This is a genomic window from uncultured Marinobacter sp., from assembly GCF_947259545.1.
GTDB lineage: Bacteria > Pseudomonadota > Gammaproteobacteria > Pseudomonadales > Oleiphilaceae > Marinobacter.
Genome location: NZ_CAMYMK010000002.1, coordinates 764,619 through 790,445, shown reverse-complemented (window position 1 = coordinate 790,445; position 25,827 = coordinate 764,619). Strand labels below are relative to the sequence as shown.

The 25,827-nt window shown below is 57.4% G+C and carries 21 protein-coding genes; 8 read left to right on the top strand and 13 right to left on the bottom strand.

The window, feature by feature from the left end:
• Window positions 1-24: 24 nt before the first annotated feature.
• Together tsaE and Q0Y21_RS03780 are read right to left on the bottom strand one after the other, a co-directional pair.
• A complete protein-coding gene (gene tsaE / locus Q0Y21_RS03785) occupies window positions 25-555 on the bottom strand; it encodes a tRNA (adenosine(37)-N6)-threonylcarbamoyltransferase complex ATPase subunit type 1 TsaE (protein ID WP_297791703.1) in 531 nt (176 codons plus the stop codon).
• The gene (locus Q0Y21_RS03780; RefSeq protein ID WP_297791701.1) at window positions 555-2,123 is read right to left on the bottom strand and encodes an NAD(P)H-hydrate dehydratase; all 1,569 of its coding nucleotides are present in this window, start codon (window positions 2,121-2,123) and stop codon (window positions 555-557) included. Before Q0Y21_RS03780 ends, tsaE begins: the two co-directional genes overlap by 1 nt.
• Before the next feature lie 131 nt (window positions 2,124-2,254).
• Between Q0Y21_RS03780 and queG the strand changes: the two genes are divergently transcribed.
• On the top strand, window positions 2,255-3,319 hold the full coding sequence (queG, locus tag Q0Y21_RS03775; RefSeq protein ID WP_297791699.1) for a tRNA epoxyqueuosine(34) reductase QueG: 1,065 nt from the start codon (window positions 2,255-2,257) through the stop codon (window positions 3,317-3,319).
• Here queG and orn read toward each other — a convergent pair.
• Entirely contained in the window at window positions 3,314-3,856 is a 543-nt protein-coding gene (gene orn, locus Q0Y21_RS03770; RefSeq protein ID WP_297791697.1) for an oligoribonuclease, read from the bottom strand. The two genes, queG and orn, sit on opposite strands and share 6 nt — an antisense overlap.
• 260 nt (window positions 3,857-4,116) lie before the next feature.
• Between orn and rsgA the strand changes: the two genes are divergently transcribed.
• A complete protein-coding gene (rsgA, locus tag Q0Y21_RS03765) occupies window positions 4,117-5,172 on the top strand; it encodes a small ribosomal subunit biogenesis GTPase RsgA (protein WP_297791695.1) in 1,056 nt (351 codons plus the stop codon).
• A gap of 12 nt (window positions 5,173-5,184) precedes the next feature.
• Here the strand turns inward: rsgA and motB are convergent, their stop codons facing one another.
• Window positions 5,185-6,144: a flagellar motor protein MotB gene (motB, locus tag Q0Y21_RS03760; protein WP_297791693.1), complete on the bottom strand. Its 960-nt coding sequence runs from the start codon at window positions 6,142-6,144 to the stop codon at window positions 5,185-5,187.
• A gap of 29 nt (window positions 6,145-6,173) precedes the next feature.
• Window positions 6,174-7,025 (bottom strand): flagellar motor stator protein MotA, encoded by an 852-nt coding sequence (gene motA / locus Q0Y21_RS03755; protein WP_297791691.1) that lies wholly within the window; start codon window positions 7,023-7,025, stop codon window positions 6,174-6,176.
• Window positions 7,026-7,202: 177 nt separating this feature from the next.
• Between motA and asd the strand changes: the two genes are divergently transcribed.
• Window positions 7,203-8,060 carry an archaetidylserine decarboxylase gene (gene asd / locus Q0Y21_RS03750; protein WP_297791689.1) on the top strand — a complete coding sequence of 286 codons (858 nt, stop codon included), beginning with the start codon at window positions 7,203-7,205 and terminating at the stop codon, window positions 8,058-8,060.
• Window positions 8,061-8,101: 41 nt separating this feature from the next.
• On the opposite strand, the gene epmA is transcribed toward asd, so the two are convergent.
• Both epmA and efp read right to left on the bottom strand, forming a co-directional pair.
• On the bottom strand, window positions 8,102-9,076 hold the full coding sequence (epmA, locus tag Q0Y21_RS03745) for an EF-P lysine aminoacylase EpmA (RefSeq protein ID WP_297791687.1): 975 nt from the start codon (window positions 9,074-9,076) through the stop codon (window positions 8,102-8,104).
• Window positions 9,077-9,087: 11 nt separating this feature from the next.
• Window positions 9,088-9,663 (bottom strand): elongation factor P, encoded by a 576-nt coding sequence (gene efp / locus Q0Y21_RS03740; RefSeq protein ID WP_297791685.1) that lies wholly within the window; start codon window positions 9,661-9,663, stop codon window positions 9,088-9,090.
• A 45-nt stretch (window positions 9,664-9,708) separates the two neighbouring features.
• On the opposite strand from efp, the gene epmB reads away from it, so the two are divergent.
• The 3 genes from epmB (at window position 9,709) to Q0Y21_RS03725 (ending at window position 14,847) form a co-directional block, all read left to right on the top strand.
• The gene (epmB, locus tag Q0Y21_RS03735; protein ID WP_297791683.1) at window positions 9,709-10,749 is read left to right on the top strand and encodes an EF-P beta-lysylation protein EpmB; all 1,041 of its coding nucleotides are present in this window, start codon (window positions 9,709-9,711) and stop codon (window positions 10,747-10,749) included.
• A gap of 130 nt (window positions 10,750-10,879) precedes the next feature.
• Window positions 10,880-12,697, top strand: a complete 1,818-nt coding sequence (locus Q0Y21_RS03730; protein ID WP_297791681.1) for a GTPase — start codon at window positions 10,880-10,882, stop codon at window positions 12,695-12,697.
• 65 nt (window positions 12,698-12,762) lie between these two features.
• A complete protein-coding gene (locus Q0Y21_RS03725; protein WP_297791679.1) occupies window positions 12,763-14,847 on the top strand; it encodes an EAL domain-containing protein in 2,085 nt (694 codons plus the stop codon).
• Between the two features lie 11 nt (window positions 14,848-14,858).
• Here Q0Y21_RS03725 and serB read toward each other — a convergent pair whose 3' ends face one another.
• On the bottom strand, window positions 14,859-16,067 hold the full coding sequence (serB, locus tag Q0Y21_RS03720; protein ID WP_297791677.1) for a phosphoserine phosphatase SerB: 1,209 nt from the start codon (window positions 16,065-16,067) through the stop codon (window positions 14,859-14,861).
• Window positions 16,060-18,354, bottom strand: a complete 2,295-nt coding sequence (gene parC / locus Q0Y21_RS03715) for a DNA topoisomerase IV subunit A (protein ID WP_297791675.1) — start codon at window positions 18,352-18,354, stop codon at window positions 16,060-16,062. Before parC ends, serB begins: the two co-directional genes overlap by 8 nt.
• A 271-nt stretch (window positions 18,355-18,625) precedes the next feature.
• Here parC and Q0Y21_RS03710 point away from each other — a divergent pair, with 271 nt between their 5' ends.
• Window positions 18,626-18,898, top strand: a complete 273-nt coding sequence (locus Q0Y21_RS03710) for a hypothetical protein (protein WP_297791673.1) — start codon at window positions 18,626-18,628, stop codon at window positions 18,896-18,898.
• A 30-nt stretch (window positions 18,899-18,928) separates the two neighbouring features.
• Here the strand turns inward: Q0Y21_RS03710 and Q0Y21_RS03705 are convergent, their stop codons facing one another.
• Complete coding sequence (locus Q0Y21_RS03705; RefSeq protein ID WP_297791671.1) at window positions 18,929-19,513, bottom strand: YceI family protein; 585 nt, start codon at window positions 19,511-19,513, stop codon at window positions 18,929-18,931.
• Window positions 19,514-19,579: 66 nt separating this feature from the next.
• Window positions 19,580-20,131, bottom strand: coding sequence for a cytochrome b (locus Q0Y21_RS03700; RefSeq protein WP_297791669.1), 552 nt, complete (start codon window positions 20,129-20,131; stop codon window positions 19,580-19,582).
• A gap of 571 nt (window positions 20,132-20,702) precedes the next feature.
• On the opposite strand from Q0Y21_RS03700, the gene Q0Y21_RS03695 reads away from it, so the two are divergent.
• The gene (locus tag Q0Y21_RS03695) at window positions 20,703-21,992 is read left to right on the top strand and encodes an EAL domain-containing protein (RefSeq protein WP_297791667.1); all 1,290 of its coding nucleotides are present in this window, start codon (window positions 20,703-20,705) and stop codon (window positions 21,990-21,992) included.
• Here the strand turns inward: Q0Y21_RS03695 and Q0Y21_RS03690 are convergent.
• On the bottom strand, window positions 21,982-23,760 hold the full coding sequence (locus Q0Y21_RS03690; RefSeq protein ID WP_297791665.1) for an SLC13 family permease: 1,779 nt from the start codon (window positions 23,758-23,760) through the stop codon (window positions 21,982-21,984). The two genes, Q0Y21_RS03695 and Q0Y21_RS03690, sit on opposite strands and share 11 nt — an antisense overlap.
• A 95-nt stretch (window positions 23,761-23,855) precedes the next feature.
• Window positions 23,856-25,751, bottom strand: coding sequence for a DNA topoisomerase IV subunit B (gene parE / locus Q0Y21_RS03685; protein ID WP_297791663.1), 1,896 nt, complete (start codon window positions 25,749-25,751; stop codon window positions 23,856-23,858).
• Window positions 25,752-25,827: the final 76 nt, after the last annotated feature.

Here is a 25,827-nt window from a genome sequence, read left to right as displayed (position 1 = left end):
ATGCTCTGATGATTGTCATACTGCTCACCCGCGCTTGTCCTGATCTGAAGCTGTGTCGGATCGGTTGTTGCCAGCATCCTCTAGCATCGCCAACAGTAACTCACCGTTCTTCGTTCCCGACGCCAGTCTCGCTGAACGCCCCTTGCCTTCCCGCTCGAGGGAGATCTCAAGATCTGCTTGAGGCAAAACACCCTGCCCTCTATCCGGCCACTCGATCAGGCAAACATTGCCACCTTCGAAATAATCCCGAATTCCCATGTATTCCAGTTCTTCCGGATCACCCAGCCGATAGAGATCGAAATGGAACGCCGCTGGTTGGAGGTGCTCGTAGGGCTCCACCAGGGTGTAGGTCGGGCTCTTGACCGCCCCTTCATGCCCCAACCCTCTCATGAAGCCCCGGCTCAGCGTGGTTTTGCCCATCCCCAGGTTGCCCTTCAGGAACAGGATTCCTCCATGCCCGGCACCTACGACCGCTTTTGCCAACTGCCCCCCCAGTGCTTCCGTGGCGGCTTCGTCAGCCAGAAAGATGCGAAATTCCTGTTGATCAGACTGCATTACGTTCCCGACTCTATCGCTTGCAAGCTGCCACGCTTCCTTTCAGTTTCTGCCAATACCCCCGGCACGGCATCAATCACATCGCCCGGCAACAGCCCCATAAAACCTTTACTCCGGGCGGCAAGGTTGGCAGCCGCCAAATGCAGGCAGGCCCCGGTGCTGGCAGCGTGCAGCGGATTACCCAGTTGCCCGTACAAGGCGCCTATGATACCCGAAAGCACGTCTCCCATGCCTCCTGTTGCCATCCCCGGATTACTGCCAGCAACAATCCTGGGCGCCTCCACACCTGATGCGATGACAGTACCTGCGCCCTTGAGTAACACCGTGCCACCAAACACCTGACACAACCTGTCGGCAGCCTTGACCCTGTCCACTTCGATTTCAGCCACCTCACAGTTAAGCAACCGCGCAGCCTCACCCGGATGAGGCGTCAGGATATGGACATCGTCCTTTACCGCAACCCGGGAGGCCATCAGATTCAGCGCATCGGCATCCAAAACCCTGGGCTTGCCACTGGCAATCACCTGCTCGAGCATTTGCTGGCCCCAGGCGCTCCGGCCAATACCCGGGCCGCATACCACCACATCGGCGGCATCCAGCAAAGCGGGCAGCTCTGAGCCGTGGATCAGTCCCTGGACCATGATCGACGGACAACGCGCCAGCGCCGGTGCAACATACTCAGGACGCGTCGCCAGAGTGACCAGCCCCGCACCAGCACGGGAGGCTGCCTCGGCAGCCAGGATACCGGCGCCACCAAAGCCCCTGTCACCAGCCACCACCAGCACGTGACCAAAATGCCCCTTATGGGCGGTGACTGGCCGACGCGGAACAGAGGCCGACACTGAGGCCCAGTCAACCCGGAGCGCCAGTGGCTCTTGTCGCCAGTCCTCCAGCCACGGTTCCGTTTCCAGCGACTCGAAGCAGATTTCACCGCAGGCTTCCGGGCCATGCCCGGTGAACAGGCCCGCCTTCAGACCGATAAAGGTGACCGTCATATCCGCCCGAATCACATCTCCTGCTGCTGCACCGGTAGTCGCATTCAGCCCCGATGGCAGATCTACCGCCACGACGGGCAGCCGGGCAGATTCGCAGCGGCGGATCATCTCTGCAAACGGCTCCCGCGGTGCACCTGAGACGCCGGTACCCAGCATGGCGTCCACAAGCAGGTTCGCTGATTCCAACAGGGCTTCCAGCTCATCCGGCGCCATACCGGCACAAGCTACGATATCAACGCCATCCTTTTTTGCTTTCTGCCAGGCCAGACGGGCATCGCCAGACAGCTTCCTGACCGGAGCTACAGCCACACAACTCACATCCAGACCATGGCGCTTGGCAGCGGCAGCCACCAGATAACCATCGCCGCCATTATTTCCCGCGCCACACAGCACCAGGATCCGGCCTGGCTCTGGCCACCGTTTCACCAGCCGGCGAAAGACCGAGGCCGCTGCCGCCTGCATCAGGTCGAAACCATTAACCCCTTTTTCATCAATCACATAACGATCGATCTCCCGCACAGCATCTGCGGAATACAGGTCTTCTGGTAGACTGTGTGAATCAGACAGGGGCATGCACCCGCGCTCCAGCTAAAGAAATCAGTTTAAGAAAATTGGCCAGATACCTGTAAAGAATAGCAAAACAGAGAAAAAGGTCATAACTTAATCAGATTAAAATTCCGTACGTTCACCCTGATCCCATGGAAATGACCGCGAAACCAACCACTGCGATTGAAAACCTGCCGGAATCCATCCGCTCCTGGGCACGGGAACTGGGCTTCAGTGACGCGGGCATAACCTTTCCGGATACCGGCATCCATGGCGAGCGTCTCAAGAGCTGGCTGGCAAAAGGCTACCATGGCGAAATGACGTACATGGGAGACCATGGCGACAAGCGCTATACACCCACATCCCTGGTGCCCGGCACCCTTCGGGTGATTTCCGTACGCCTGGATTACCTGGCATCACCGGACAGTCCGAAAGAAGCGCTCACTAACCGGGAAAAGGCCTATGTCACCCGCTACGCGCTGGGTCGGGACTACCACAAACTGATGCGAAAGCGCCTGGCCACCCTGGCCAAACGCATTGACGAGGCCGTCAGCGGCCACGATTACCGCGCCTTCGTCGACAGCGCACCGGTTCTGGAAAGAGCCCTGGCCCAGCGTGCGGGCCTGGGCTGGATTGGCAAGAACAACATGGTGATTCACCCGAAAGCGGGTTCGTTTTTCTTCCTCGGGGAGATCTTCACCAGCGCCCCGCTGCCGGTGGACGAGCCGTTCGAAACCGATCACTGCGGCAGCTGCAGCGCCTGCCTGGACCTCTGCCCCACCGACGCTTTCAAGGGCCCTCACCTGCTGGACGCCCGCAGGTGCATCAGTTACCTGACCATCGAACTCAAGGACAGCATCCCGGAAGAGCTGCGCCCGCTGATGGGCAACCGGGTGTTCGGCTGCGACGACTGCCAGTTGGTCTGCCCCTGGAACAAATTCAGCAAACCCACACAGGAACCCGATTTCCAGCCCCGGCACGGCCTGAACAACAGCGAACTGGCCGAGCTGTTTATGTGGACGGAGGAGCAGTTCCTGAAACGCACCGAGGGCTCGGCCATTCGCCGCACCGGCTACGAAGGCTGGCTCCGCAACCTGGCGGTCGGCCTCGGCAACGCGCCCTCAACCATCCCGGTGATTGAGGCACTGAAAAGGCGCGCGGACCACCCATCAGACATGGTGCGGGAACACGTCCAATGGGCCCTGAGGCAGCACGGCTTATAATTTGAAAAAGGTTTCCCGATAGTGGCGCAGTTCGTTGATGGAGTCACGAATATCGTCCAGCGCCAGATGACTGCCCTGCTTCTTCACACCTGCCAGCACATCCGGCCGCCAGCGCCGCGCCAATTCCTTGATGGTGCTGACATCCAGATTCCGGTAATGGAAGAAGCCTTCCAGTTCCGGCATGTATTTCACTAGAAAGCGCCGATCCTGGCCGATGCTGTTGCCGCACAGCGGTGACTTGCCGGGCTCCAGATACTGCTTCAGGAACTCAAGGGTTTCCAGTTCTGCTTCGCGTTCGGAGACCTTGCTGTCTTTCACCCGCTGGGTGAGACCATTCTCACCATGAGTTTTGGTGCACCATTCATCCATGGCGTCGAGCAGGCTATCTGACTGATGGATGGCAATCACCGGGCCTTCGGCCACCACCTTCAGCTCCGAGTCGGTGACGATGGTCGCCATCTCGATAATTCGTTCCTTTTCCGGATCCAGACCGGTCATTTCCAGATCAATCCATACCAGGTTATTCACGTCCGCCATGCGTAATTCCTCAAAACTGTCGGTTTGGTGCAGGGTGCTGGCGGGTGCCACGCTCCGGGACTGTCGGAGGCCATGGATGGCCGGAGATCAAGCGCACAGGGATGTGCTTGTAGCGTGTCCCGGAGCGTGGCACCCGCCAGTGCCCGTAAAGTCAGATAAATTCTCAGAGGTTGATGCCAATCGTGCGGGCTGCGATCCTCAGGTTAGCGTATGATGTCACAGCAAATACCACCCTTCATCAAGAATCCAGAAATTACTTCATGGCTAAACGGCGACTGAACAAACAGCAGCAATGGCGCATCAAGAAAATCCAGGCGGAACGGACGGCCCGGGTCTCCCGTAAGGAGAAGGCCATTGAGGAACTGACGGAAGCCGGCGAGCTGGGGCCTGAACAGCAGGGGCTGATTATTGCCCACTACGGCCAGCAATTGGATGTGGAAGCACTGGAAGGCGAACACCAGGGTCAGGTGGTGCGCTGCTTTGTGCGCGCCAACATCGACAGCCTGGTGACCGGTGACAAAGTTATCTGGCGACCGAGCAAGAGCGAAACCGGAGTCATTGTTGCCCGCTGTGATCGCACCAACCTGCTGCAACGCCCGGACAACTTCGGCGCTCTGAAACCGGTGGCGGCGAATATCGATCATATTATTCTGGTGATCGCATCGGAGCCGGAGCCCCATGACAACCTGATAGACCGGTATCTGGTGGCGGCCGAGAGTACCGACATTCCGGTAGTGATCCTGCTGAACAAGACCGACCTTCTAACCGACCAGAACCGTCAGGATATCGATGAACTGCTGGCGCGCTACGAAGCACTGGGATATCAGGTGGTGCGCACGTCCGCCACCGCATCCGGCAGCACGCCGTCACCGCAGGTGGAGGCTCTTGTCCGGGATCAGACCAGCGTTTTTGTGGGTCAGTCAGGCGTTGGAAAGTCGTCCATTATCCAGACGTTGCTGCCGGATGAATCACTCAGGGTCGGAGCGCTGTCGGAGAGCACGGGCAAGGGTACCCATACCACGACTACCGCCAAGCTGTTCCACCTGGCTATTGGTGGTGACTTGATAGATTCCCCGGGCATCCGGGAGTTTGGGCTCTGGCATATGACGCCGCAGGAAATTGAATACGGATTCCGGGAAATCCGCGACCTGATCGGCCACTGCCGTTTCCGCAACTGCCGCCATCTGGGCGATCCCGGCTGCGCCATTGATGCGGCTGCCGAAGAGGGACGCATCAGCTATCCGCGCCTGAAGAGCTTCCATCGCATCCTCAAGGATATGGCGGAGCAGCAGTCACGGGGCCTCAAGCTGGACTGACCCGACTTACCCTTACCAGTTGAGCTCGCCCTCGGCGGGCTCTTCCTGCTCACGCATCCAATCACCCTGCTTGAGGTTTTCCATTGCCTCTTCCTGCTCTGCCTCGGTTGGCCGGGTCAGGTCAATCAGGGGCTCATCACCACTCCCCGCATTGTTCTGGATACCTTGCGCGGCTTTCTTATTGAGGACAATGATCGATATGCGGCGATTCACTGGTGCGGTGGGGTCGTCTTTATCAAACAGCACGGAATCACTCAAACCCACCACCCGGGCGATCTGACCCGAGCCAACCCCTCCGGCAACCAGGGCCCGGCGGGCGGTATTGGCGCGATCTGCAGACAGCTCCCAGTTGGTGTAGCCCGGGCGACCATTGAATGGCGTGGCGTCGGTATGGCCGGTAATACTCAGTTTGTTGCTGACCGCGCCCAAAGGCTTGGCCAGTTCAAAAAGAATATCCTGGGAGTAGTATTTGAGTTCCGCCCGGCCGCTGTCGAACATCGGGCGCTGGGAGCGATCGACGATCTGGATTCGCAGCCCTTCGCTGGTGATATCGATCAGCAGCTGATCCTTGAATTCCTGAAGCGTTTCGCTCTGCTCTATGCGGTCCTGGAGTTCCTGGAACAACTCTTCCATCTTGCGTTGCTCGAGCGTTTCCGCCAGCTCTTCCACCACCTGGTCTTCGATCTGAATATCGCTCCTTTCGATATCCTGGGTACTTTCCTTGATCACCGAGGCACTGCCCTCGAGATCAACCGGGTTTGGTGAGCCACCCTCGGTAAAGCCCACCGGATCCTTAAAGTACCCTTCCACCGCCCGCTTCTGTTCCGGGGAGGCAGTGGCGGTTAACCACAACACCAGAAAGAACGCCATCATCGCAGTCGCGAAGTCCGCAAAGGCAACCTTCCAGGAGCCACCATGGTGGCCGCCGGCAACCTTCTTTTTACGCTTTACGATGATCGGTTGTTCTTCCACAAACCTGCTCCAACAGCCCTAGATTGGCCTTACTTCGACCGGACGTGGTCGTTAAGCTCCTGGAATCCCGGGCGCTTGTCCGTTGGCAACGCTTTGCGGCCAAATTCGATAGCCATTTGTGGCGCCTGCCCCGAGACCGTTGCCACAACCGACGCTTTCACACACTCATACGCTTTCAACTCGTATTTGACGGCATGCTCAAGAGCAATGGAGGTAGGACCAACAAAGCCATAGCCCATCCAGATCCCGAGGAAGGTACCCACCAGTGCCGCAGCCACGCTGAGACCAATCTTTTCGGGACCTTCCGACAGGAAGTTCATGGTAATCACGATACCCAGTACCGCCGCCACGATACCCAGGCCGGGTAAAGCGTCGGCTATTTTATTGACCGCATGGGCCGGCTCTTCCAGTTCGTGCTGACGGCTATCAATCTCATTTTCCATCATGCCTTCGAGTTCGTGGGTCGCCATGTTGCCGGAACTGATGATACGCAGGTAGTCGGTGACAAAAGCCAGTAAGTGACCGGACTTCATGATTGCCGGGTAGCGTGAAAAGATCTGGCTGGATTCCGGGTTATCGATGTCTTCCTCGATGGCCATCACGCCCTGCTTGCGGGACTTGTCAAAGATGTCATACAACAGACTCAGGAGATCCATGTAGAACGCCTTGTTGTACGGGGACCCCGTCAACAGGCGCAGGACTCCCTGAAACACCTCTTTTACCGTGTGCATCGGATTCGCAATGACAAAGGAGCCAACCGCTGCCCCACCGATGATCAGAATCTCAGTGGGTTGCCACAGCACCATCAGGTTTCCACCGTGCAGGACGTACCCACCGAGAACACTCGCAACGACTATGACTGCACCGATAATAAGCAACATGGGAAGTAGAGAACGCCTTATGTAATAGTTATCGGGAAAATACTATCGTACCGACCCCGCCGAAACAGGTCTGATCATAGCAAGGGCCGGCATGAACCGCGAAGCCGTGAAACAATTTCTATACAAGCCGCCGTATTTGGTAAACTTCGCGCCTTCGAGCGCAAAGGATCCCGTTTAATGTTCAACAAGTTCTTCGTTTTGAGCCAGTACATCACCCCCCAGCTGGCTGTTTCCCGGCTGGCAGGTCGCCTGGCGGACTATGACCGCACACCGGCGCTCAAGAATCGCGTTGTTCGATGGTTTATCGGCCGCTACGGCGTAAACATGAGCGAGGCCGCGGAATCGAACCCGGAAGCCTATCCGAGCTTTAACGCCTTTTTCACCCGCGCCCTGAAACCAGGGGTGCGCCCGGTGGACAGCAGGGATTCGGTCCTGGTCAGCCCGGTGGACGGCGCCATTAGCCAACTCGGGCAGGTCACCGAGGACCGGGTATTTCAGGCCAAAGGCCAGTCTTTCAGCCTGACGGAACTGCTCGGGGGCGACGAACAACGGGCGGCAGAGTTTGCAGAAGGCGAATTCGCCACCATCTACCTCTCGCCCAAGGACTACCACCGGATCCACATGCCCCTCGCTGGCAAGCTCCGGGAGATGGTGTACGTCCCCGGCAAGTTGTTTTCCGTGAACCCGGTCACCGCCGAAAACGTGCCCAACCTCTTTGCCCGGAACGAGCGCGTGGCGTGTATATTCGACACCGATGCCGGCCCGATGGCGATGGTATTGGTCGGAGCGATGATCGTCGGCAGCGTTGAAACCACCTGGAGCGGTGTCGTGGCACCCGGCAACGGCCTCGTCACGTCCACCCGTTACGACGGTGATCAACCGGCGATTCAATTCGAGAAAGGTCAGGAAATGGGGCGCTTCCGCCTGGGCTCTACCGTTGTCCTGGTGATGCCGAAAGGTTCGGTCAAGTGGAATGAAGACGAAGTGCCGGAAAAAACAGTCAAAATGGGCGAAGCCTTCGGCACGATCGCCTGATCAGGCTTCAGGCAGCCCCGGCACATCGCCAGGGGCTGTCGTCAGGCCCGCTCAACGGGGAAGGCAATAACATCGGCAATATCACTGGTTTCCAGCTTCAGCATCAAGAGTCGATCCAGCCCCAGCGCAACACCGGAGCATTCCGGAATACCTGCCTCCAAAGCCCCCAGAAAAGCCGCGTCAATCGCCATCTCAGGCTTGCCTGACCGACGTCGGATCTGGTTATCAACGGCAAAGCGCCGGCGCTGTTCAGCCGGATCTGTCAGCTCCCAATAGCCGTTACACAATTCAATACCCTGGACATACAGCTCAAAGCGGTGGGCCTGGCGAGTCCCGTCATGCTCACTGACTTTGGCCAGCGCCGCCTGGGACTCCGGGTACCCGGTGACAAACACAGGACCGTAATCCGCCAGTGCCGGCTCCACCAGATAACTCATCAACAGATCCAGACAGCCGTCACGGCCCAATGTCATTGCCTGCTCCGGCTCCAGCCAGGCTTCACAACGGCGAGCCAATTCCCGATCGGAAGCCAGAAAGGGATCCAGTCCGGCATACCGGCGAAAAGCATCCCGATAAGCCAGCACCCCGGGCTGAGCACAGCCCAGCCAGCCGCACACCAGATCGCCAACTTCCGCCATCAGATCGCTGTCGGTAAACCCGGGCCGGTACCACTCCAGCATGGAAAATTCCGGATTATGGCGGCGTCCGCGTTCACCGTCCCGGAACACTCTGGAGACCTGAAAAATGGGACCGGAACCGGCCGCCAGCAGGCGCTTCATATGATATTCCGGAGAAGTCTGAAGCCAGCCACCGGCGACACCGCCGGCTACAGCAGCAGTATTGGCGGAAATACCGTCCAGGTTGGGATCCGTCACTCCGTGACGACCCAGTACCGGCGTTTCCACTTCCAGCACTCCCCTTTGCGCAAAAAAGCCGCGCACCCAGGCTAGCTGGTCTGCGCGGCTTTTCAGGGCGCCTGGTGAAGCCGATGGCTGCCACTCGAACGCTCGGCTCATAACAACGGCCTTTAGCTGCTCTTGACGCGGCTGACATACTCGCCGGAGCGAGTATCCACCTTCAGCACTTCACCAATGGTGATGAACAGTGGCACGTTGACCACGGCACCGGTCGACAGGGTAGCGGGCTTGGACCCACCCTGGGCGGTATCGCCTTTCATACCGGGATCGGTATCCACAACTTCGAGCTCGACGAAGTTTGGCGGCGACACTGACAGCGGCGCTCCGTTGTACAGGGTTACGGTGTAGACATCCTGCTCTTTCAGCCACTTAACCGTATCGCCCACGGCCTTGGCATCGGCAGGATACTGCTCAAAGGAACCGTCGGTCAGCATGAAATGCCAGAATTCGCCGTCGGTGTACAGGTACTCCATGTCCTGATCCATTACGTCAGCCGCTTCCAGGCTTTCACCGGACTTGAAGGTGCGTTCCCACACCCGGTTGCTCATCAGGTTACGGAGTTTTACCCGGTTAAAGGCCTGACCTTTACCCGGCTTTACGAATTCGTTCTCAAGAATGACGCAGGGGTCGCCATCAAGCAAAACCTTAAGACCGCTGCGAAATTCGTTGGTAGAATATGAAGCCATGAAATGTTCACCCGAAAAGATGCAATTAAAAATTCAAGGGTCGCTATGATACAGCGAACCCCCACCCGTATAGAAGCCCGCCTGGCCGATAACGACTGCCGCAGCTGGCAACAACTGCTGTCGGAGTCCGTCACCAGCCCCGAGCAACTGCTCAAACGACTGGGGCTGGATCCGGAACAATGGCTGGCCGGCGCCAGGCAAGGTCACAGGCTGTTCCCGGTTCGGGTACCAGAACCCTATCTGAACCGGATAACCCGGGGAGACCCCCACGATCCGCTGTTGCGTCAGGTGCTCCCGCTAACCGCGGAGGACGAGCCTATGGAAGGCTATGTTTCTGACCCGCTGCAGGAATCCGGAGCTATGGAAACCACGGGGTTGATCCGCAAGTACCGCAGCCGGGCACTGCTGATGGTGACAGGCCAGTGCGCCATTAACTGCCGCTACTGTTTCCGCCGTCACTTCCCCTACGAAGAGCACCGCTTATCGGCTGCGGACAGGGCCCATGTCATCGACACCCTGGCCCGGGACAGCGAAATCAATGAGGTCATTTTCAGTGGCGGGGACCCCCTGGCCGTTAACGACAGGCTGCTCTCTGCCTGGGCAGACTCCATCAGTAGCATCCCCCACATTCGAAGGTTGCGCATCCACACCCGGTTACCGGTAGTCATTCCGCAGCGGGTGTGCGACTCGTTGCTGGCCTGGCTTTCGAAGACGCGACTGCAAGTTGTCGTGGTACTCCACGTTAACCACCCGGCGGAACTGGATCTGCAGACCCGCCAGGCACTTGGTTATCTGCGGTCGGCTGGCGCCACCCTGCTCAACCAGAGCGTCATCCTGAAAGGGGTCAACGACAACCCAGACGTGCTTTGCGAACTCAGCGAACGGTTATTTGGCGCAGGCGTGCTACCCTACTATCTTCACGCGTTCGATCCTGTTGCCGGCGCGCACCATTTTGACGTCAGTGACGACCGGGCAAGGGAACTTGTGCGAACATTGCTGGCTACCTTGCCCGGATTCCTGGTCCCGAAACTGGTCCGCGAGGTGCCGGGCAAAACGGGGAAAACGCCCATCGACCTGTTCGCATAACGTTCAGCTCAGGGCATAGATGGCCTGATATCACTTGTGAAAGTTTGTCAACTCGTGAACTTCTCGCTTTCTGTTCCGCCTTTGCTAATTTACAGTTCAAGAACTTGGCACAACTTGTTGGCGCAAAAGAATGGAAGGAACGATTCTGAAACCCGAACTCCGTGTCCCCGAGCAAAGAACGGCGAGCCTCTCATTCTGCGAGACCTCTCCGAAAGCCTTCCGGAACTGGGTCAGCCAGTTACCGATGGCCAATATTGGTGAAGCATCGCGCCAGCTGTATCACGCCATTATCGAGCTGAACCACCTCTTCATCGCGCCCCAGCAGCGCTTGCAGTTTCTCGAAATGCTTCGACCAAAAATTCATTTTGTGTGCACCGAGCTGTCACGTCACTATCTTGGGCTATCGGTGGCACTGCCGGAAAAACAGCGCAAGATCGCGAATCTTTCCCAGGCTCTGCAGCTCCACTCCGCTGGTGGCTATAAGTTGTGCATACTGGAACTCCTGGACAACGGTGGTTTGGACAAGAATCGCAAAGCGATTGCCCTGTCAGTGCATCGCACCCTCTCCGAGTTAGGAGCCACCGTACTTCGCGCCCACCAGCTCTACTGCCCGACACCCCCGCATAGCTGGCTGGAATGTCACCGCCTGTTCCGCTTTGCCCATCGCAACAAGCTGGCCGGTATCGACATCGATGACAACACCCTGGTCCATCGCCGTAGCAGTACCGTTGAGGATGCCTACAAACGCATCCTCCTGTTGGGATGCGCACGTCCGAATCAACTGCGACAGAACGAATTGCTGCAAAGCTACGAACTGTTTGAGATCTGGACCCAGCGTGTCAGCTGTGGCCCCGACCTCGGCGAAGACAGTCTGTTCGCAGTCAACATGGAGCAAGACAACCCACCGGTCTATCGAAGCTTGCTGGAGCAGGGGCCCGATGGCGACACATTTAGCTTTGACACTACAGAGCTGTCGCAAATGCTGTCAGAAGCACTGCAGGCAGGTAGCGCCCGGGACATGGCCAGAAGCAGTCTCCAACTGCCTCCCCGGGTCAACGAAACCTTGTTGACACACTTGAGCCAGGCTTTGGGCATCCTGGCCAAGCGCAACTTCAATCGTATTTCCAGTCAGGGCAAGCTGGAGATCAGCGTTGGCCTGACTGCCACACATTATTTTGTGGCCGGCGAAAAACAGTTTCATGAGTTCGTCAGGGGAAACGAAAGCGAACACGATGAGGCGCCAAATCTTTTTGATGCTTCGTCTAGTGCATCCTCGCGCCCAAATGACGATGTCTGGGCACAAGCCCACGACGCCGCCCCGATGGAGGAACGCCCCCGCTCGCCCGAAACGCCGATAAATTTCCGCAGCAGTGCCGGCAGAATACCCCCGATCGAAACTCATAAAAAACAGCGACCGAAGTCACACCAGGCCCTGCTCATCAACAGCAGCCCCGGAGGCTACTGCGCAGCCTGGGAAAGCAACGTACCTCCGACGCTGCAAACCGGCGAGGTTCTGGGGGTAAGAGAACATGCCAGCCACCCGTGGAGCATTGCGGTGGTGCGCTGGATTCGCCAGATCAAGCATAAAGGCACCCAGATTGGCATTGAACTTCTGGCACCCAGTGCCGCCCCATGTGGCGTCCGACTTATCCAGAAAGTCGGTGCCTGCAGCGAATATTTGCGTGGGCTGCTGCTACCGGAAATCGGCATCGTGAATCAGGCTGCTACACTGATAACACCCAGACTGCCTTTCCAGTCTGGCAGCCGCATCTCGCTGCTCCATGATGGACGCGAGGATAACGGTCAACTGCTGAAGAAGCTGGCCTCCACCGGCAGCATCAGCCAGTTTGAGCTGAAGCTTCAGAATTCCGGGGCTCTGAGCACCGGTCCGAAGCCTCCGGCAAACACCAATGAGGATGAATTTGACTCTCTGTGGCCCTCCCTGTAGCTTCAGCACCTCCGGTGCCATCAACGGGGAGGCACTGCCCATGCGTATCACGAGACGTCTGACGAATGCAGAAAAAGAACGCCACCGTACACCTTCTGATTCTTGATCCCTCACAAAACGACGCTGAATCGCTGATCAGTTTGCTGAGGAACTCCGGGAAAGCCACCCGGGCTCACCGTATTACTTCCGAGGAAGATCTGGAAGAAGCGCTGAAAAGCGGCAGCTGGGACTTGCTACTGGCCCGCGATATTGATCAGGAATTCTGCGCGGACGATGCGCTGGCCATGATTCGCCGCATGGACAAGGACATTCCCTTTGTACTTTTAACCGGTGAATACGACCGGGATCGGACCGTTTCGGTTATGCGGGCAGGAGCCCAGGACACGGTACCATTCGATTATACCGATCAACTGGTTCTTGTCGTAAACCGGGAACTGGCCTCCCTCGACGAAAGACGCCGGCGGCGGGTTCTGGAATCCCATCTGCGGGAAGCCGAACAGCGTTGTCAGCTGTTACTGGAAAGCTCCAAGGATGCCATCGCCTACATCAATGATGGCATGCACATCTATGCCAACCGGTCCTACCTGGACTTCCTCGGCTACGAAGACATCGACGAACTGATCTGCATTCCCGTCCTCGACACCCTCACACCGGAAAGCCAGGAACAGTACAAGGAGTTCATGAAATCCTTTGCCGAAAGCGGTAAAGACGGTATGACTCTGACCTGTGTCGCCCGTCGCAGCGATGACCACGAGCTGAACGTTGTCATGTCGGTGTCATCGGCCACCTATGATGGTGAGGCATGCACCCAGATCGTACTTCAGCCAGAACACAGTGATGCTGAACTGGAAGAGAAACTGCGCCAGATCAGCAGCCAGGATCTGCTTACCGGCCTTTTCAACCGGCAGTACCTGATGGACGCCCTTGGTCAGGCCGTCGCCAATGCCGGCAAGAACAACGAAAGCGGCGCGCTCGCCTATATCGCGCTGGACAACTTCATGAGCCTGAAGAGCCGGGTTGGCATCGCCGGCGCGGATCTTCTGCTGGGCGATCTGGCCAGCATCCTGCAGGAACATGCCCCGGAAGGGGCGACACTGGCCCGCTTGAGCGACGATGCTTTCTGCCTGCTGTGTCAGCCTGGCGACGAGAAAGAGCTGGCCAGCCAGTGTGAAGACCTCTGTAAAACGGTTGAAAATCATCTGTTTGACATCAATGGGCGGACTGTCCCGGTGACGCTGAGCATTGGTGTTGCAGCAGTAACCGAGAATTCTCCGAAAGCTCCGGATGTCCTTGGCCGCGCCCATACGGCGTCTGCCGAGCTCAAAAAGCAGGAAGGTCACGAACAGGGCAACGGCGTTCTGATATACAACCCCTCCGACTACGAAACTCTGGACGACACCAATTCGGCTGAGGCGATCCAGAAAGCCCTGGATGAGAACCGTTTCCGGCTCCTTTTCCAGCCCATCATTAACCTGAGGGGTGAAGGTGAGGAACATTACGAAGCCTTCGTAAGAATGCTGGATAAGGATGGAGGAGAAGTCTCGCCCTACGATTTCCTGCCACCAGTCGGCCCCACGGACATGTCCATCAAGATTGACCGGTGGGTGATCCTGCAAACCATTAAACAGCTTTCCAGCCACCGCTCCCGGGGCCACGACACCCGGCTGTTCCTGAACATTACCGCGGAAACCCTGGAAGACAAGACCTTCACGTCCTGGCTGAGTGTCGCCCTCAAGGCCGCCAGACTGCCCGGCGACTCGCTGATTTTCCAGATCCGCGAAGGGGACGCCAACAATTACATGAAACAGGCCAAGGAGTTCTCCAAGGCGATTCACGAACTGCACTGCAAGATTTCCATCTGTCAGTTCGGCTGTGCCCTGAACCCGTTCAATACGCTGAAACACATCAACGTGGATTACGTGAAGATTGATGGCTCGTTCACCGAGGAAATCCAGAAGAGCGATGAAGCCAAGGAAGGAGTCAAGGAGATGGTCAAGAGCCTGCAAAGTGCCGGCAAACTGACCATCATTCCGTTGGTGGAGAATGCCGGTGTACTGGCAACGCTTTGGCAGGCCGGGGTGAACTACATTCAGGGCTACTACCTGCAGGCGCCGGTACCGGAAATGAACTACGACTTCGGGGATCAGTGATCCCCGCGTGCTTAGCGTTCTTCGTTTTCCCGATAGCCAATCAGGAAAAGAATGGCATCCAGCCCCAGGGTTGAGATGGAATGCCGGGCTGACTCCTTGACCAGGGGTTTGGCCCGGAACGCCACACCCAGGCCAGCCTGACTGAGCATCGGCAGATCATTGGCTCCGTCACCTACGGCGATCACCTGCTCGCGGGATATATGCTCCCTCTCGGCAATCTCCAGCAACAGTTCGGCCTTGCGCTTACCATCGACGATCTGGCCGGACACCTGACCGGTGACCTTGCCGTTCTCGATTTCCAGCTCATTGGCATAGATATAGTCGATGTCGAGCTTGCGCTGCAGATGACGGGCAAAGTAGGTGAAGCCACCTGAGAGGATCGCGGTTCGATAGCCCAGGGATTTGAGCCGGCTGATCAGGTGCTCCGCGCCCTCGGTCAGCCTCAGGCGATTGGCAATACCCTCAAGCACAGATTCGTCCAGCCCCTTTAGCAGGGCCAGGCGCTCTGCAAAGCTCTGGCTGAAATCCAGCTCCCCCTGCATGGCGCGCTCGGTGATCTCCGCGACCTGATCTCCCACGCCAGCTTCAAAGGCAAGCTCGTCAATGACCTCCGCTTCAATCAGCGTGGAGTCCATATCGAACACCACCAGGCGCCGGTTGCGGCGGAAAATCGAATCTTCCTGGAAGGCGATATCCACGTTCATTTCGCCGGCAATATGCAGGAAGTCGGCCCTGAGCCGTTCCAGGTCCGACGGTGTTCCCCGCACGGAGAATTCGACGCAGGCAATCCGGTTTTCGGCCGGGTTCAGGGAAGGTCGGGCCGACAACCGGGTGATGTTATCGATATTCAGGCCATGCCGGGCAGTGATCGCCGACACATGGGCGATCTGTTCGGCCTTGATATCACGGGATAACAGGGTAACGATGTAGCAGGCGCGGTTCCTCGCAGCTGCCCAGGTCTGGTAATCCGCTTCCGTGATCGGTGCGAAACGGACCTGCAAATCCAGAGCATGCAAGCGGAATAGCAGATCACGGATTACCGGCGAGGATTTGGAAGCATCGGGAATCTCGATAAGAATTCCCCAGGTAAGGTGATCGTGAATGACCGCCTGACCGATATCCAGAATACGGACGTCGTATTGCCCCATAATCCCGGTAATTTCCGACGTGAGACCGGGCTTGTCACGCCCGGAAACATTGATCAGGACCAGTTCACTCACTGTCGGAAAACTCCTCTTCTGTGCCGTTACCGGCGGCCGACGTTACTTCAATGGCATCCACCCGTTGCAGGCCCCGCGGCAGTTTATGACCACGCCGGCCCCGCTCGCCCAGGTAGTGTTCAAGATCACTGAACTGCAAGCCCATCTTGCGCTTGCCGGCCCGAATCTCAAGACTATCATCCTCGGCAAACACCGCCACCGCGACGACATATTCCTCACGGTTCTGCACCCTCGCGGACGGAATGCTGATGATCTTGTTACCCTTGCCTTTGGCCAGTTCCGGTAGCTCATTCAACGGGAACACCAGCATCCGCCCTTCATTGGAGATCGCCCCCAGATACAGCGGTTTGTCCGTCACAGGCACTGTCACCGGGGGCATGATCTTCGCCCCCTTGGGAACGCTAACCACCGCCTTGCCGTTGCGGTTCTTGCTGATCATGTCTTCCAGAGAGGTGACAAAACCATAACCGCCATCGGTAACCAATAAAACCTTGCGTGCCGGCTCCCCCATCAACAGCCCGGAAAAGCTCGCACCCGACGGTGGGTTGATACGCCCCGTCAACGGCTCGCCCTGGCCGCGGGCAGAAGGCAAACTGTGAGCCATCAGGGCGTAAGCCCGTCCGGTGGAATCCAGAAACACTGCCTGCTGGTTCTGTCGACCCTTGGCCGCCATCGCAAACCGGTCACCGGATTTGTAGTTAAGCCCCTCAGGCTCAATGTCGTGGCCCTTGGCTGCGCGCACCCAGCCTTTTTCAGAAAGCACTACGGTGACCGGATCGTTGGATACCAGGTCAACCTCACTGAAGGCTTTTGCCTCCTCACGCTCGACAATGGGAGACCGACGGTCATCCCCATAGGTTTCAGCATCCGCCTGCAGCTCGGCTTTGATCAGCTCGCGCAAACGATCTTCGGATCCCAGGATAGCCTGCAGTTCATCCCGCTCCGCGGACAGCTCGTCCTGCTCACCACGGATTTTCATTTCCTCGAGCTTGGCCAAATGGCGCAGTTTCAGTTCGAGGATGGCTTCCGCCTGTTCCGCCGACAGACCGAACCGGGACATCAACTCAAGCTTGGGCTTGTCCTCGGTGCGGATTATTTCAATCACTTCGTCGATGTTCAGGTAGGCAATCAACAGGCCCTCAAGAAGATGCAGCCTCGCCAGCACCTTATCAAGGCGATGCCGGAGTCGACGGGTGACGGTGGTGCGGCGGAAACTCAGCCACTCCGTCAGCATGGTCTTGAGGCCTTTGACCCCGGGACGGCCGTCGTTACCGATCACATTGATATTGACCCGGTAGGTTTTCTCCAGATCGGTGCTGGCAAACAGATGGGCCATCAGGCCGTCCAGATCCACTCGATTGGAGCGCGGCACGATCACCAGGCGGGTCGGGTTTTCATGGTCCGATTCGTCCCTCAGGTCCGCCACCATGGGCAGCTTCTTCGTCTGCATCTGCTGTGCTATCTGTTCAAGCACCCGCGATCCGGATACATGGTGTGGCAGGTCGGTCACCACTACCTCACCACTTTCCCGAATCCAGCGGGCCCGCATCCGCAGGGAGCCGCGACCGGTCTCGTACATCTGGCGGATGTCTTTTCTCGGGGTGATAATTTCGGCCTCGGTCGGGAAGTCCGGCCCCTTGACGTGCTCACACAGATCATCAACCGTGGCCTCAGGCTGATCCAGCAGGCGGATACAGGCCGCTGTCACCTCCCTGACGTTGTGGGGTGGGATATCCGTTGCCATCCCTACCGCAATTCCGGTAGTGCCATTCAGCAATACATGGGGCAGCCGCGCAGGCAACACCGATGGCTCGTCCATGGTGCCGTCGAAGTTGGGCACCCAGTCCACCGTGCCCTGCCCCAGCTCACTCAGCAGCACATCGGCAAACGGGGCCAGGCGGGATTCGGTGTAACGCATCGCAGCAAACGACTTGGGATCGTCCGGGGAACCCCAGTTGCCCTGACCATCCACAAGCGGATAACGATAGGAGAATGGCTGCGCCATCAACACCATCGCTTCATAACAGGCGCTGTCACCGTGGGGATGAAACTTACCCAGCACATCGCCCACGGTACGGGCAGACTTTTTATACTTGGAGGTAGATTTGAGACCTAGCTCGGACATGGCGTACACAATACGCCGCTGAACCGGTTTGAGACCGTCCCCGACGTTGGGAAGTGCGCGATCGAGGATGACGTACATGGAATAATCGAGATAGGCCTTTTCCGTGTAGTCCCTTAGTGAAACCCGCTCAAAGCCTTCATCCGTTGTCTGGAACTCTGGCATGGATGCCTCTTTTTACCTGTTGTGAATTCTGCTGGCTGCGCCTGCCCTCGGCCGGAAATGTCCGGCCCTGAGTTTGAGGGCACATTATATGGACGCAGGCACCGATACACCAACAACCTGGAGGTAATATCTCCGGTTCCGGACAATCAGGATGGCGTGAATACCGGGTTTCCAATAGCGGAATTCCCGCATGGAGAGTCTTTAATGCTGGCCGTATGCTGCCCCTGCAGTGAATAGATGACCGTTTTCAACTCTGAACGAGCGGAACACTATGAAGCCAAATATGAAAGCCTGTGGTCAGGCCATGGTCACCGCCATGGTGAACGCGGTGCTAGCCCTGGCATTGATGCTGCTCGTAGAATTTGCCATTAGTGGCACGTTTCATATGGCGGATCCTTACCTTTGGGCAGGACTGCTGATCTGGCTGGTGATTTTCATTGCCCAGTTCTGGCGGCAACGTCACTTATGTCGTTGTGGAGCGGAGCGCGACGGAGAGAAAAAGCGGATTCAGGTTAACCTGGTTACCAGAGAAAACGGGGGCTGACGAGACGCCAGCCCGACCACCAAACTTCGATTACTGACGAATACCTTCCACCGAAATCTCGATCTCGACAGTTTCAGAGGCTTTGCCCAGGTCCATCGGAATACCGAAATCAGACAGTTTCAACTCGGTTTCAGCCGCAAAGCCCATACGGTAGCCACCCCAGGGGTCGTCTCCATGGCCCACCAGTTCGGCTTCCAGGGTGACTTCTCTGGTCACACCACGCAAAGTCAGATCACCAATGATGTCCGCCTCGTCGCCATCTTCATCCAGAATCACACGCTTGCTCTTGAAGATGGCCTGCGGGTACTCGTCCACATACAGGAAATCCTCACTGCGCAGGTGCTTGTCGCGCTCAGCATGGTTGGAATCAACACTGCTGGGGTCGATGGTGACCTCAACAGAACTGTTCTCCGGGTTTTCGGCATCAAAGACAAACTGCCCGTCAAAATCATTAAAGCGACCATACAGCCAGCTGTATCCCAGGTGCGAGATCTTGAACGTCACGAATTGATGAGCCCCCTCGGTATCAAAAGCGTAGGTGCCGCTGTGCTCAGATGCCTGAACCCCTGCAACCAAGGACATGGATACTGCAGAAGCCAGCAATAGTTTTCTCATAATCATCTCCCTTTGTGAAAACAGCCCAACGCGGGCCAACGATAAGATGGATCTCGGGAGCAGCCGTTAGCGGCTGACACCCAACATGCGACGCAAGGTATTGTCCTTGTCCAGAATATGGTGCTTGACCGCAGCCAGGGCATGGAGGCTCGCCACGATGACGATGGCCCAGGTAGCCCAGTAGTGGATATCTCCCGCTATGTCTTCCATGCCCTTTACCTGTCCGGTGACGGATGGTACTTCAAACCAGTTGAACACACTGATGGAGGATCCGTCCGCGGTAGAGATGAGATAACCGCTGACCATGGCGACAAATAACAGGATATAGAGCAGCACATGGACAAAATGTGCAGACGTTACCTCCCAACGGGTATGGCTAGGCAAAGGCTCAGGAGCGGGATTGGCGAACCGCCAGACCACCCGGAACAGAACAACCAGAAACAGAAGAATACCCAGGCTGCGATGAATATCCGGTGCCAGGCGATACCAGTCGTCATAATATGACAACCCCACCATGTAGTAACCCAGCCCGAAGAGCCCGAAGACCGTGAATGCCACCAGCCAGTGCACAACTATGCTGACGGCACCAAAATTACTGGAAGAATTGCGGACCTGCATAGTCTGGAAAACCTCACTCCCTGATCAGTCTGAACGCCAGAGCACAGTCTAGAAGACCCTGTTAGAAAACCAACCAAAATGATTTGTATGCCTAGGTCAGTTTTTCTGACCAAGAGGCCCTCACAAAGTTTCCAGTGTATCTGAAATACTCTCTCGAGCCGGGGAGACTTTGCCTTTGGTCTGATACGGGTTCTACGGATTGCCGGAAAGCATGAAAAAGATAGACTTGCTACATACTCGATACCCGGTCTGGGTAGCTCAGCGAACAAGAGGTGTAAACATGGAACTTGAATTTGACGAAAGCGTTGTAGTCCCAAGCAACAATTGATTCCCTGGCGGCCTGCCCCCGGGCCGCCGGAATTTCCCCTCCCAGCCTCTATTGCCTCCAATAAGGCCTCGTTACCTGTTTTTTTTACATTTTCCAGTAGCAAAGCCCCAGTGAATTTGGCACCCTTTCCGCCACCACAGGGTCGCCCCCAGCTTGAAGAAGGCGCCTGTAATCTGTCTTAACAGTTCGGTCGGCTATCAATCAGCCCGTTCGATGCATTCGTCTATAGATTCAGTACCGCCTATGTCTCAATCCCTTCCTGAAAAGCTGACAGCACCGGATATCGATTTACTGTCCCCCATGCTCAACCAGGCAGGCGATTTGTGGACAGCAGACTATCAGGGTCTGACCCTGAGAACCGCACTACAGCCCATTTACAGCATCTCCCATAAACGGGTCATCGGCTACGAAGCACTGATTCGGGCTTTCGATAACGACAACGCCGCGGTCTTACCGATACACCTCTTCCAACTACCCACATCCAACGCAGAAAACCTGCTGCTTGACCGGCTCTGCCGCTACCTCCACATCCGTAACTACACAGGATTCCATGATCAACTTAACTGGCTGTTCCTGAACGTATCACCACAAGTGGTCACCAGCGGCACCCAGGCGGATTCGTTCTTCGGGCAGTTACTGAAAAAAACCGGCCTCCCCGCTCATCGCATCGTCATCGAAATCGTGGAACAGCCGACGGACGATCCGGACAAGCTCCGGGAGACGGTGGCGTACTACAAGCAACTCGGCTGCCTCACCGCCATTGACGATTTTGGAGCCGGCCACTCAAACTTTGAGCGTATCTGGAACCTTTCTCCGGACATTGTGAAACTGGATCGCAAACTGCTGACCCGCGCCACAGAGGACGACAAGGCGCGGCAGATCCTCAACGGCATCGTTTCGCTTTTGCATCAATCCGGCTGCCTGGTGCTGCTGGAGGGCGTGGAGACACGGGATCAGGCCCTGATAGCAGTGGATGCCGACGTGGACTTTGTTCAGGGTTTCTACTTCAGGAAGCCCAGCATACTGCTGGAGGAAATTTCAGCCAGAGCGCCAGACCTTGACCTCCTGCTCAACGAATACAAAAGCCAGAGCATGGTCACCAGGGATCCCACCCGCCAATTGATCCACCATTTCTCAGACGACTTCCGCGAAGCCATCACAAAATTGAACAAGGGGGTCGGGCTGCAACGGGCTTGCCTGAGACTGCTTGAACATCCCGCCGTTTCCCGGTGTTACCTGGTGGATGACAAGGGCGTCCAGATTGAGGACACCCTGGTCTCTGAAGCCATGGCCAGTGGCCTGGACCCACGGTTCCGCCCACTGGAAAGTACCACCAGTGCGGACTGGTACCGTCAACAGTATCTGAGACAGGCAATCGCGCAGCCGGAATCTCTGCAGGTTACTACGCCATACCTCTGCATTACGGGTGCCTACATGTGTGTCACCCTGTCGCTGGGCTATTACTGCCAGGGGGAGCTGAGAGTGCTTTGTTGCGACCTGATCGCCAATTCAATCAACAGCGTCAGGCAATAGGACCGATGCCGTAAACCAGGGCAATGACCGCGACGGTCACCAGGCCAATAAAGATATTCATTGGCAGCCCCACTTTCACGAAATCCATAAAGCGATAGTCACCGGGGCCGAACACCATCATATTGGTCTGATAGCCCAAGGGGGTGGCGAAGCTCGCCGACGCCGCCATCATCACAGCGATCACAAACGGTTCGGCAGGCACACCGAGTGAGTTGGTCATCGACAACACCACCGGAATCACCAGAACCGCTGCGGCATTGTTGGTAATGACTTCGGTCAACACCGACACAGTGAAATACACCAGGAAGATGGTCAGCAAGGGGTGGCCGTTGCTCACACCCAGAATACCCTCGGCCATGTACCCTGCGGCACCGGTCTGCTCCAGAGCCGCACCAAGGGCAAAAGATGCCGCAATGGTCAGCACGACCGGGACGTCCACCGCTTTCTGAGCCTGCCCCACGGAACAGCAGCCACTGAGAATCATCAGGGCGGCGCCCATCAGGGCAGCGTTTAACATACTCAACAGGCCGAAGGCCGCAGATCCGACCAGCACCAGCAGGATACCCCATGACAGCCAGGCACGGTCATGCCGTGGGGTCTCGGTTTCAAGGTCATTGATCAGCAGGAAATCCTTGTTGTACCGTTGCCGGGTCACAAAAGCCGGACGGGCTTCCAGCAACAGGACATCTCCGGGCTTCAGGCGGATGTTGCCCAGATTCCCGGAAACCCGCTCGCCTCCCCGGGCAACGGCCAGCACCACCGCACCATAACGATCGCGAAAGCGGGCATCACGAATTGTCAGGCCCAGCACTTCAGACTGCGGTGATAGCGCCGCTTCCACCAGACGGCGTTCCGCGCGGTCCTTACTGAGGCTGGGTTCGTCATCGTGAACAGAGGGCACAATGCCATTGATCCGCAGCAGATCTGAGATCGCCTGGGTATCGCCCGCGAACACAAGGCGGTCACCGCCCTGAAGCCGTTCTTCGGACGGCACAGCAGTCACCACGCTGCCGTCACGCTCGATCTCAACCAGGTACAGTCGTTCCAGCTCCCGCAAACCGGCTTCGCCGACACTCCTGCCAACGAGGGGACCGTCGAAAGCAACCGCCACTTCCAGGGTAAACTCGCGCATGGATCCGAATTTCTGCTGATCCTTGCGGTCCGGAAGAACCCGAGGCAACACCAGCAACATCACCGAAATACCAATCACCGCCACCGGCAGGCCCACGGCGGTGATGGAGAAAATCGAGAACCCCTCTTCTCCGGTCAGTTGCCGGTACTGGCCGTTGACCACCAGATTGGTACTGGTGCCAATGAGCGTGAGGGTACCGCCGAGGATCGCTGAATAGCTGAGAGGAATCATCAGCTTGGAGGGGGAAATACCGATTTTCCGGGACCAGGCGTGAACAGCCGGAATCATGGTGGCCACCACCGGCGTGTTATTGAGGAAACCACTGAGAAGGGACACCGGCAACGCGATCCGTGCCTGGGCAGAGCGGACACTCTTGGGCGAACGCAGAAGGTGGTGGACCACCAGGTCGACGCCACCGGAATGGTGAATGCCGGCCGCCACCACAAACATGGCCACAACCGTAATCAGACCGCTGTTACTGAACCCCATCAGAGCCTGATCAGCAGCGATGATACCACTGGCACTCAGCACGACAAGCACCCCCATCATCACCAGATGAGGGCCAAACCGTCCTACACTCATGAGTATCAGCGCCAAGCCTGCCAGGCTCAACGCAAACCAGCCCTGCCAGTCCATACACCCTGCTTCCCTAAGTCAAAGGGGGCAGGATAACGGCTTTGCAGAATACAGAGAAAGAATAAAGGATGCTTTTTAAAGCACCATAAAGAATATCAAACGGCGATGTCCGCCATATTGCCGTAGGTTTCCAGCCAGGACCGGCGATCCGACGCACGCTTCTTGCCCAACAGCATATCCATGCGACTGTCGGTGTCGTCTCCGTCTTCAATGGTCAGCATGACCAGGCGGCGAGTGTCCGGCGCCATGGTGGTTTCCCGCAGCTGAAGCGGATTCATCTCACCCAGGCCCTTGAAGCGGGTCACGGAAATTTTGCCACGGCGATTCTCCGCCGCCAGCCGATCCAGGATGCCCTGCTTTTCATGCTCATCCAGGGCATAGAAAGTCTCCTTGCCCAGATCCACCCGATACAGCGGCGGCATGGCAACAAAGACATGCCCAGCGCTGACCAGCGGGCGGAAATGCTTGACGAACAGGGCGCACAGCAGGGTCGCGATATGCAGCCCGTCTGAGTCGGCGTCCGCGAGGATACAGATCTTGTTGTACCGAAGGCCCGCCAGATCCTCGGAACCGGGATCCACACCGATGGCAACGGCAATGTCATGGACTTCCTGGGACGCCAGGATTTCACCTGAATCCACTTCCCAGGTGTTGAGGATCTTGCCTCGTAGCGGCATGACCGCCTGGAACTCGCGGTCCCGGGCCTGCTTGGCGGATCCACCGGCGGAGTCACCCTCCACCAGGAACAGCTCGGAACGGTTGGTATCACTGCCGGAACAGTCCGCCAGCTTGCCCGGGAGCGCCGGGCCGGACGTTACCTTTTTACGGGCAACCTTTTTCGATGCCCGCAATCGACGCTGGGCATTGCTGATAAACAGCTCGGCCAGCACCTCGGCCACATCGGTGTGCTGATTCAGCCACAGGCTGAAGGCATCCTTGACCACACCGGAAATAAACGCAGCCGCTTCCCGTGAAGACAGACGCTCCTTGGTCTGCCCGGAGAACTGCGGCTCCTGCATCTTGAATGACAGCACGTAGGCACAACGCTCCCAGATGTCTTCCGGAGACAGCTTGACTCCCCGGGGCAGCAGGCTGCGAAACTCACAGAACTCCCGCATGGCCTCGAGAAGTCCAGTACGCAGTCCATTCACATGGGTGCCACCCTGGGCAGTCGGAATCAGGTTCACGTAGCTTTCCATCACCGCCTCGCCGCCTTCTGGCAGCCACTGGATCGCCCAGTCCACCGCTTCCTTGTTACCGGAGAAACTGCCAGTGAACGGATCCAGCGGGATGGCCTCGATATCCGCAAGGGCGGTGCGCAGATAGTCACGCAACCCTTCCTCGTAGCACCACTCGTCTTTTTCCCCGGTCTTCTCCTGAACGAAAGTCACTGTCAGCCCCGGGCACAGGACGGCCTTGGCCCGCAGGTTGTGGCGCAGACGACTGACGGAGAAGTTAGGACTGTCGAAATACTTCGAATCCGGGGTGAACTTGAGACGGGTACCCGTGTTGCGCTTGCCAACGCTATCAACGACTTCCAGCTCGGAAGCTTTATCCCCGTCGGCAAACGTCATGCGATGTAACTGACCGTCGCGCTTGATAGTCACTTCCAGGTGGGTCGACAGCGCATTCACCACCGACACCCCGACCCCGTGCAGACCGCCGGAGAAGTTGTAGTTACCCTGTGAGAACTTGCCGCCCGCATGCAGGCGGGTCAGGATCAGCTCTACGCCGGGCAGACCTTCCTCCTTGTGAAGATCCACCGGCATGCCTCGGCCATCGTCTTCGACACTCAGGGAACCATCGGCGTACAACACCACGTCAATCCGGCGGGCGTGGCCAGCGAGGGCTTCATCCACACTGTTATCGATAACTTCCTGCGCCAGATGGTTGGGGCGACTGGTGTCTGTGTACATTCCCGGGCGCTTGCGAACGGGGTCCAGACCACTCAGGACTTCAATAGCGTCGGCGTTATACTGTTTCTGGCTCATAAGCAGGAAGAGACTCCGCGGATTTGTAATCAAACTGGCCCATAGCTTAGGGATTCACGGAGAAAGATCAACGGTT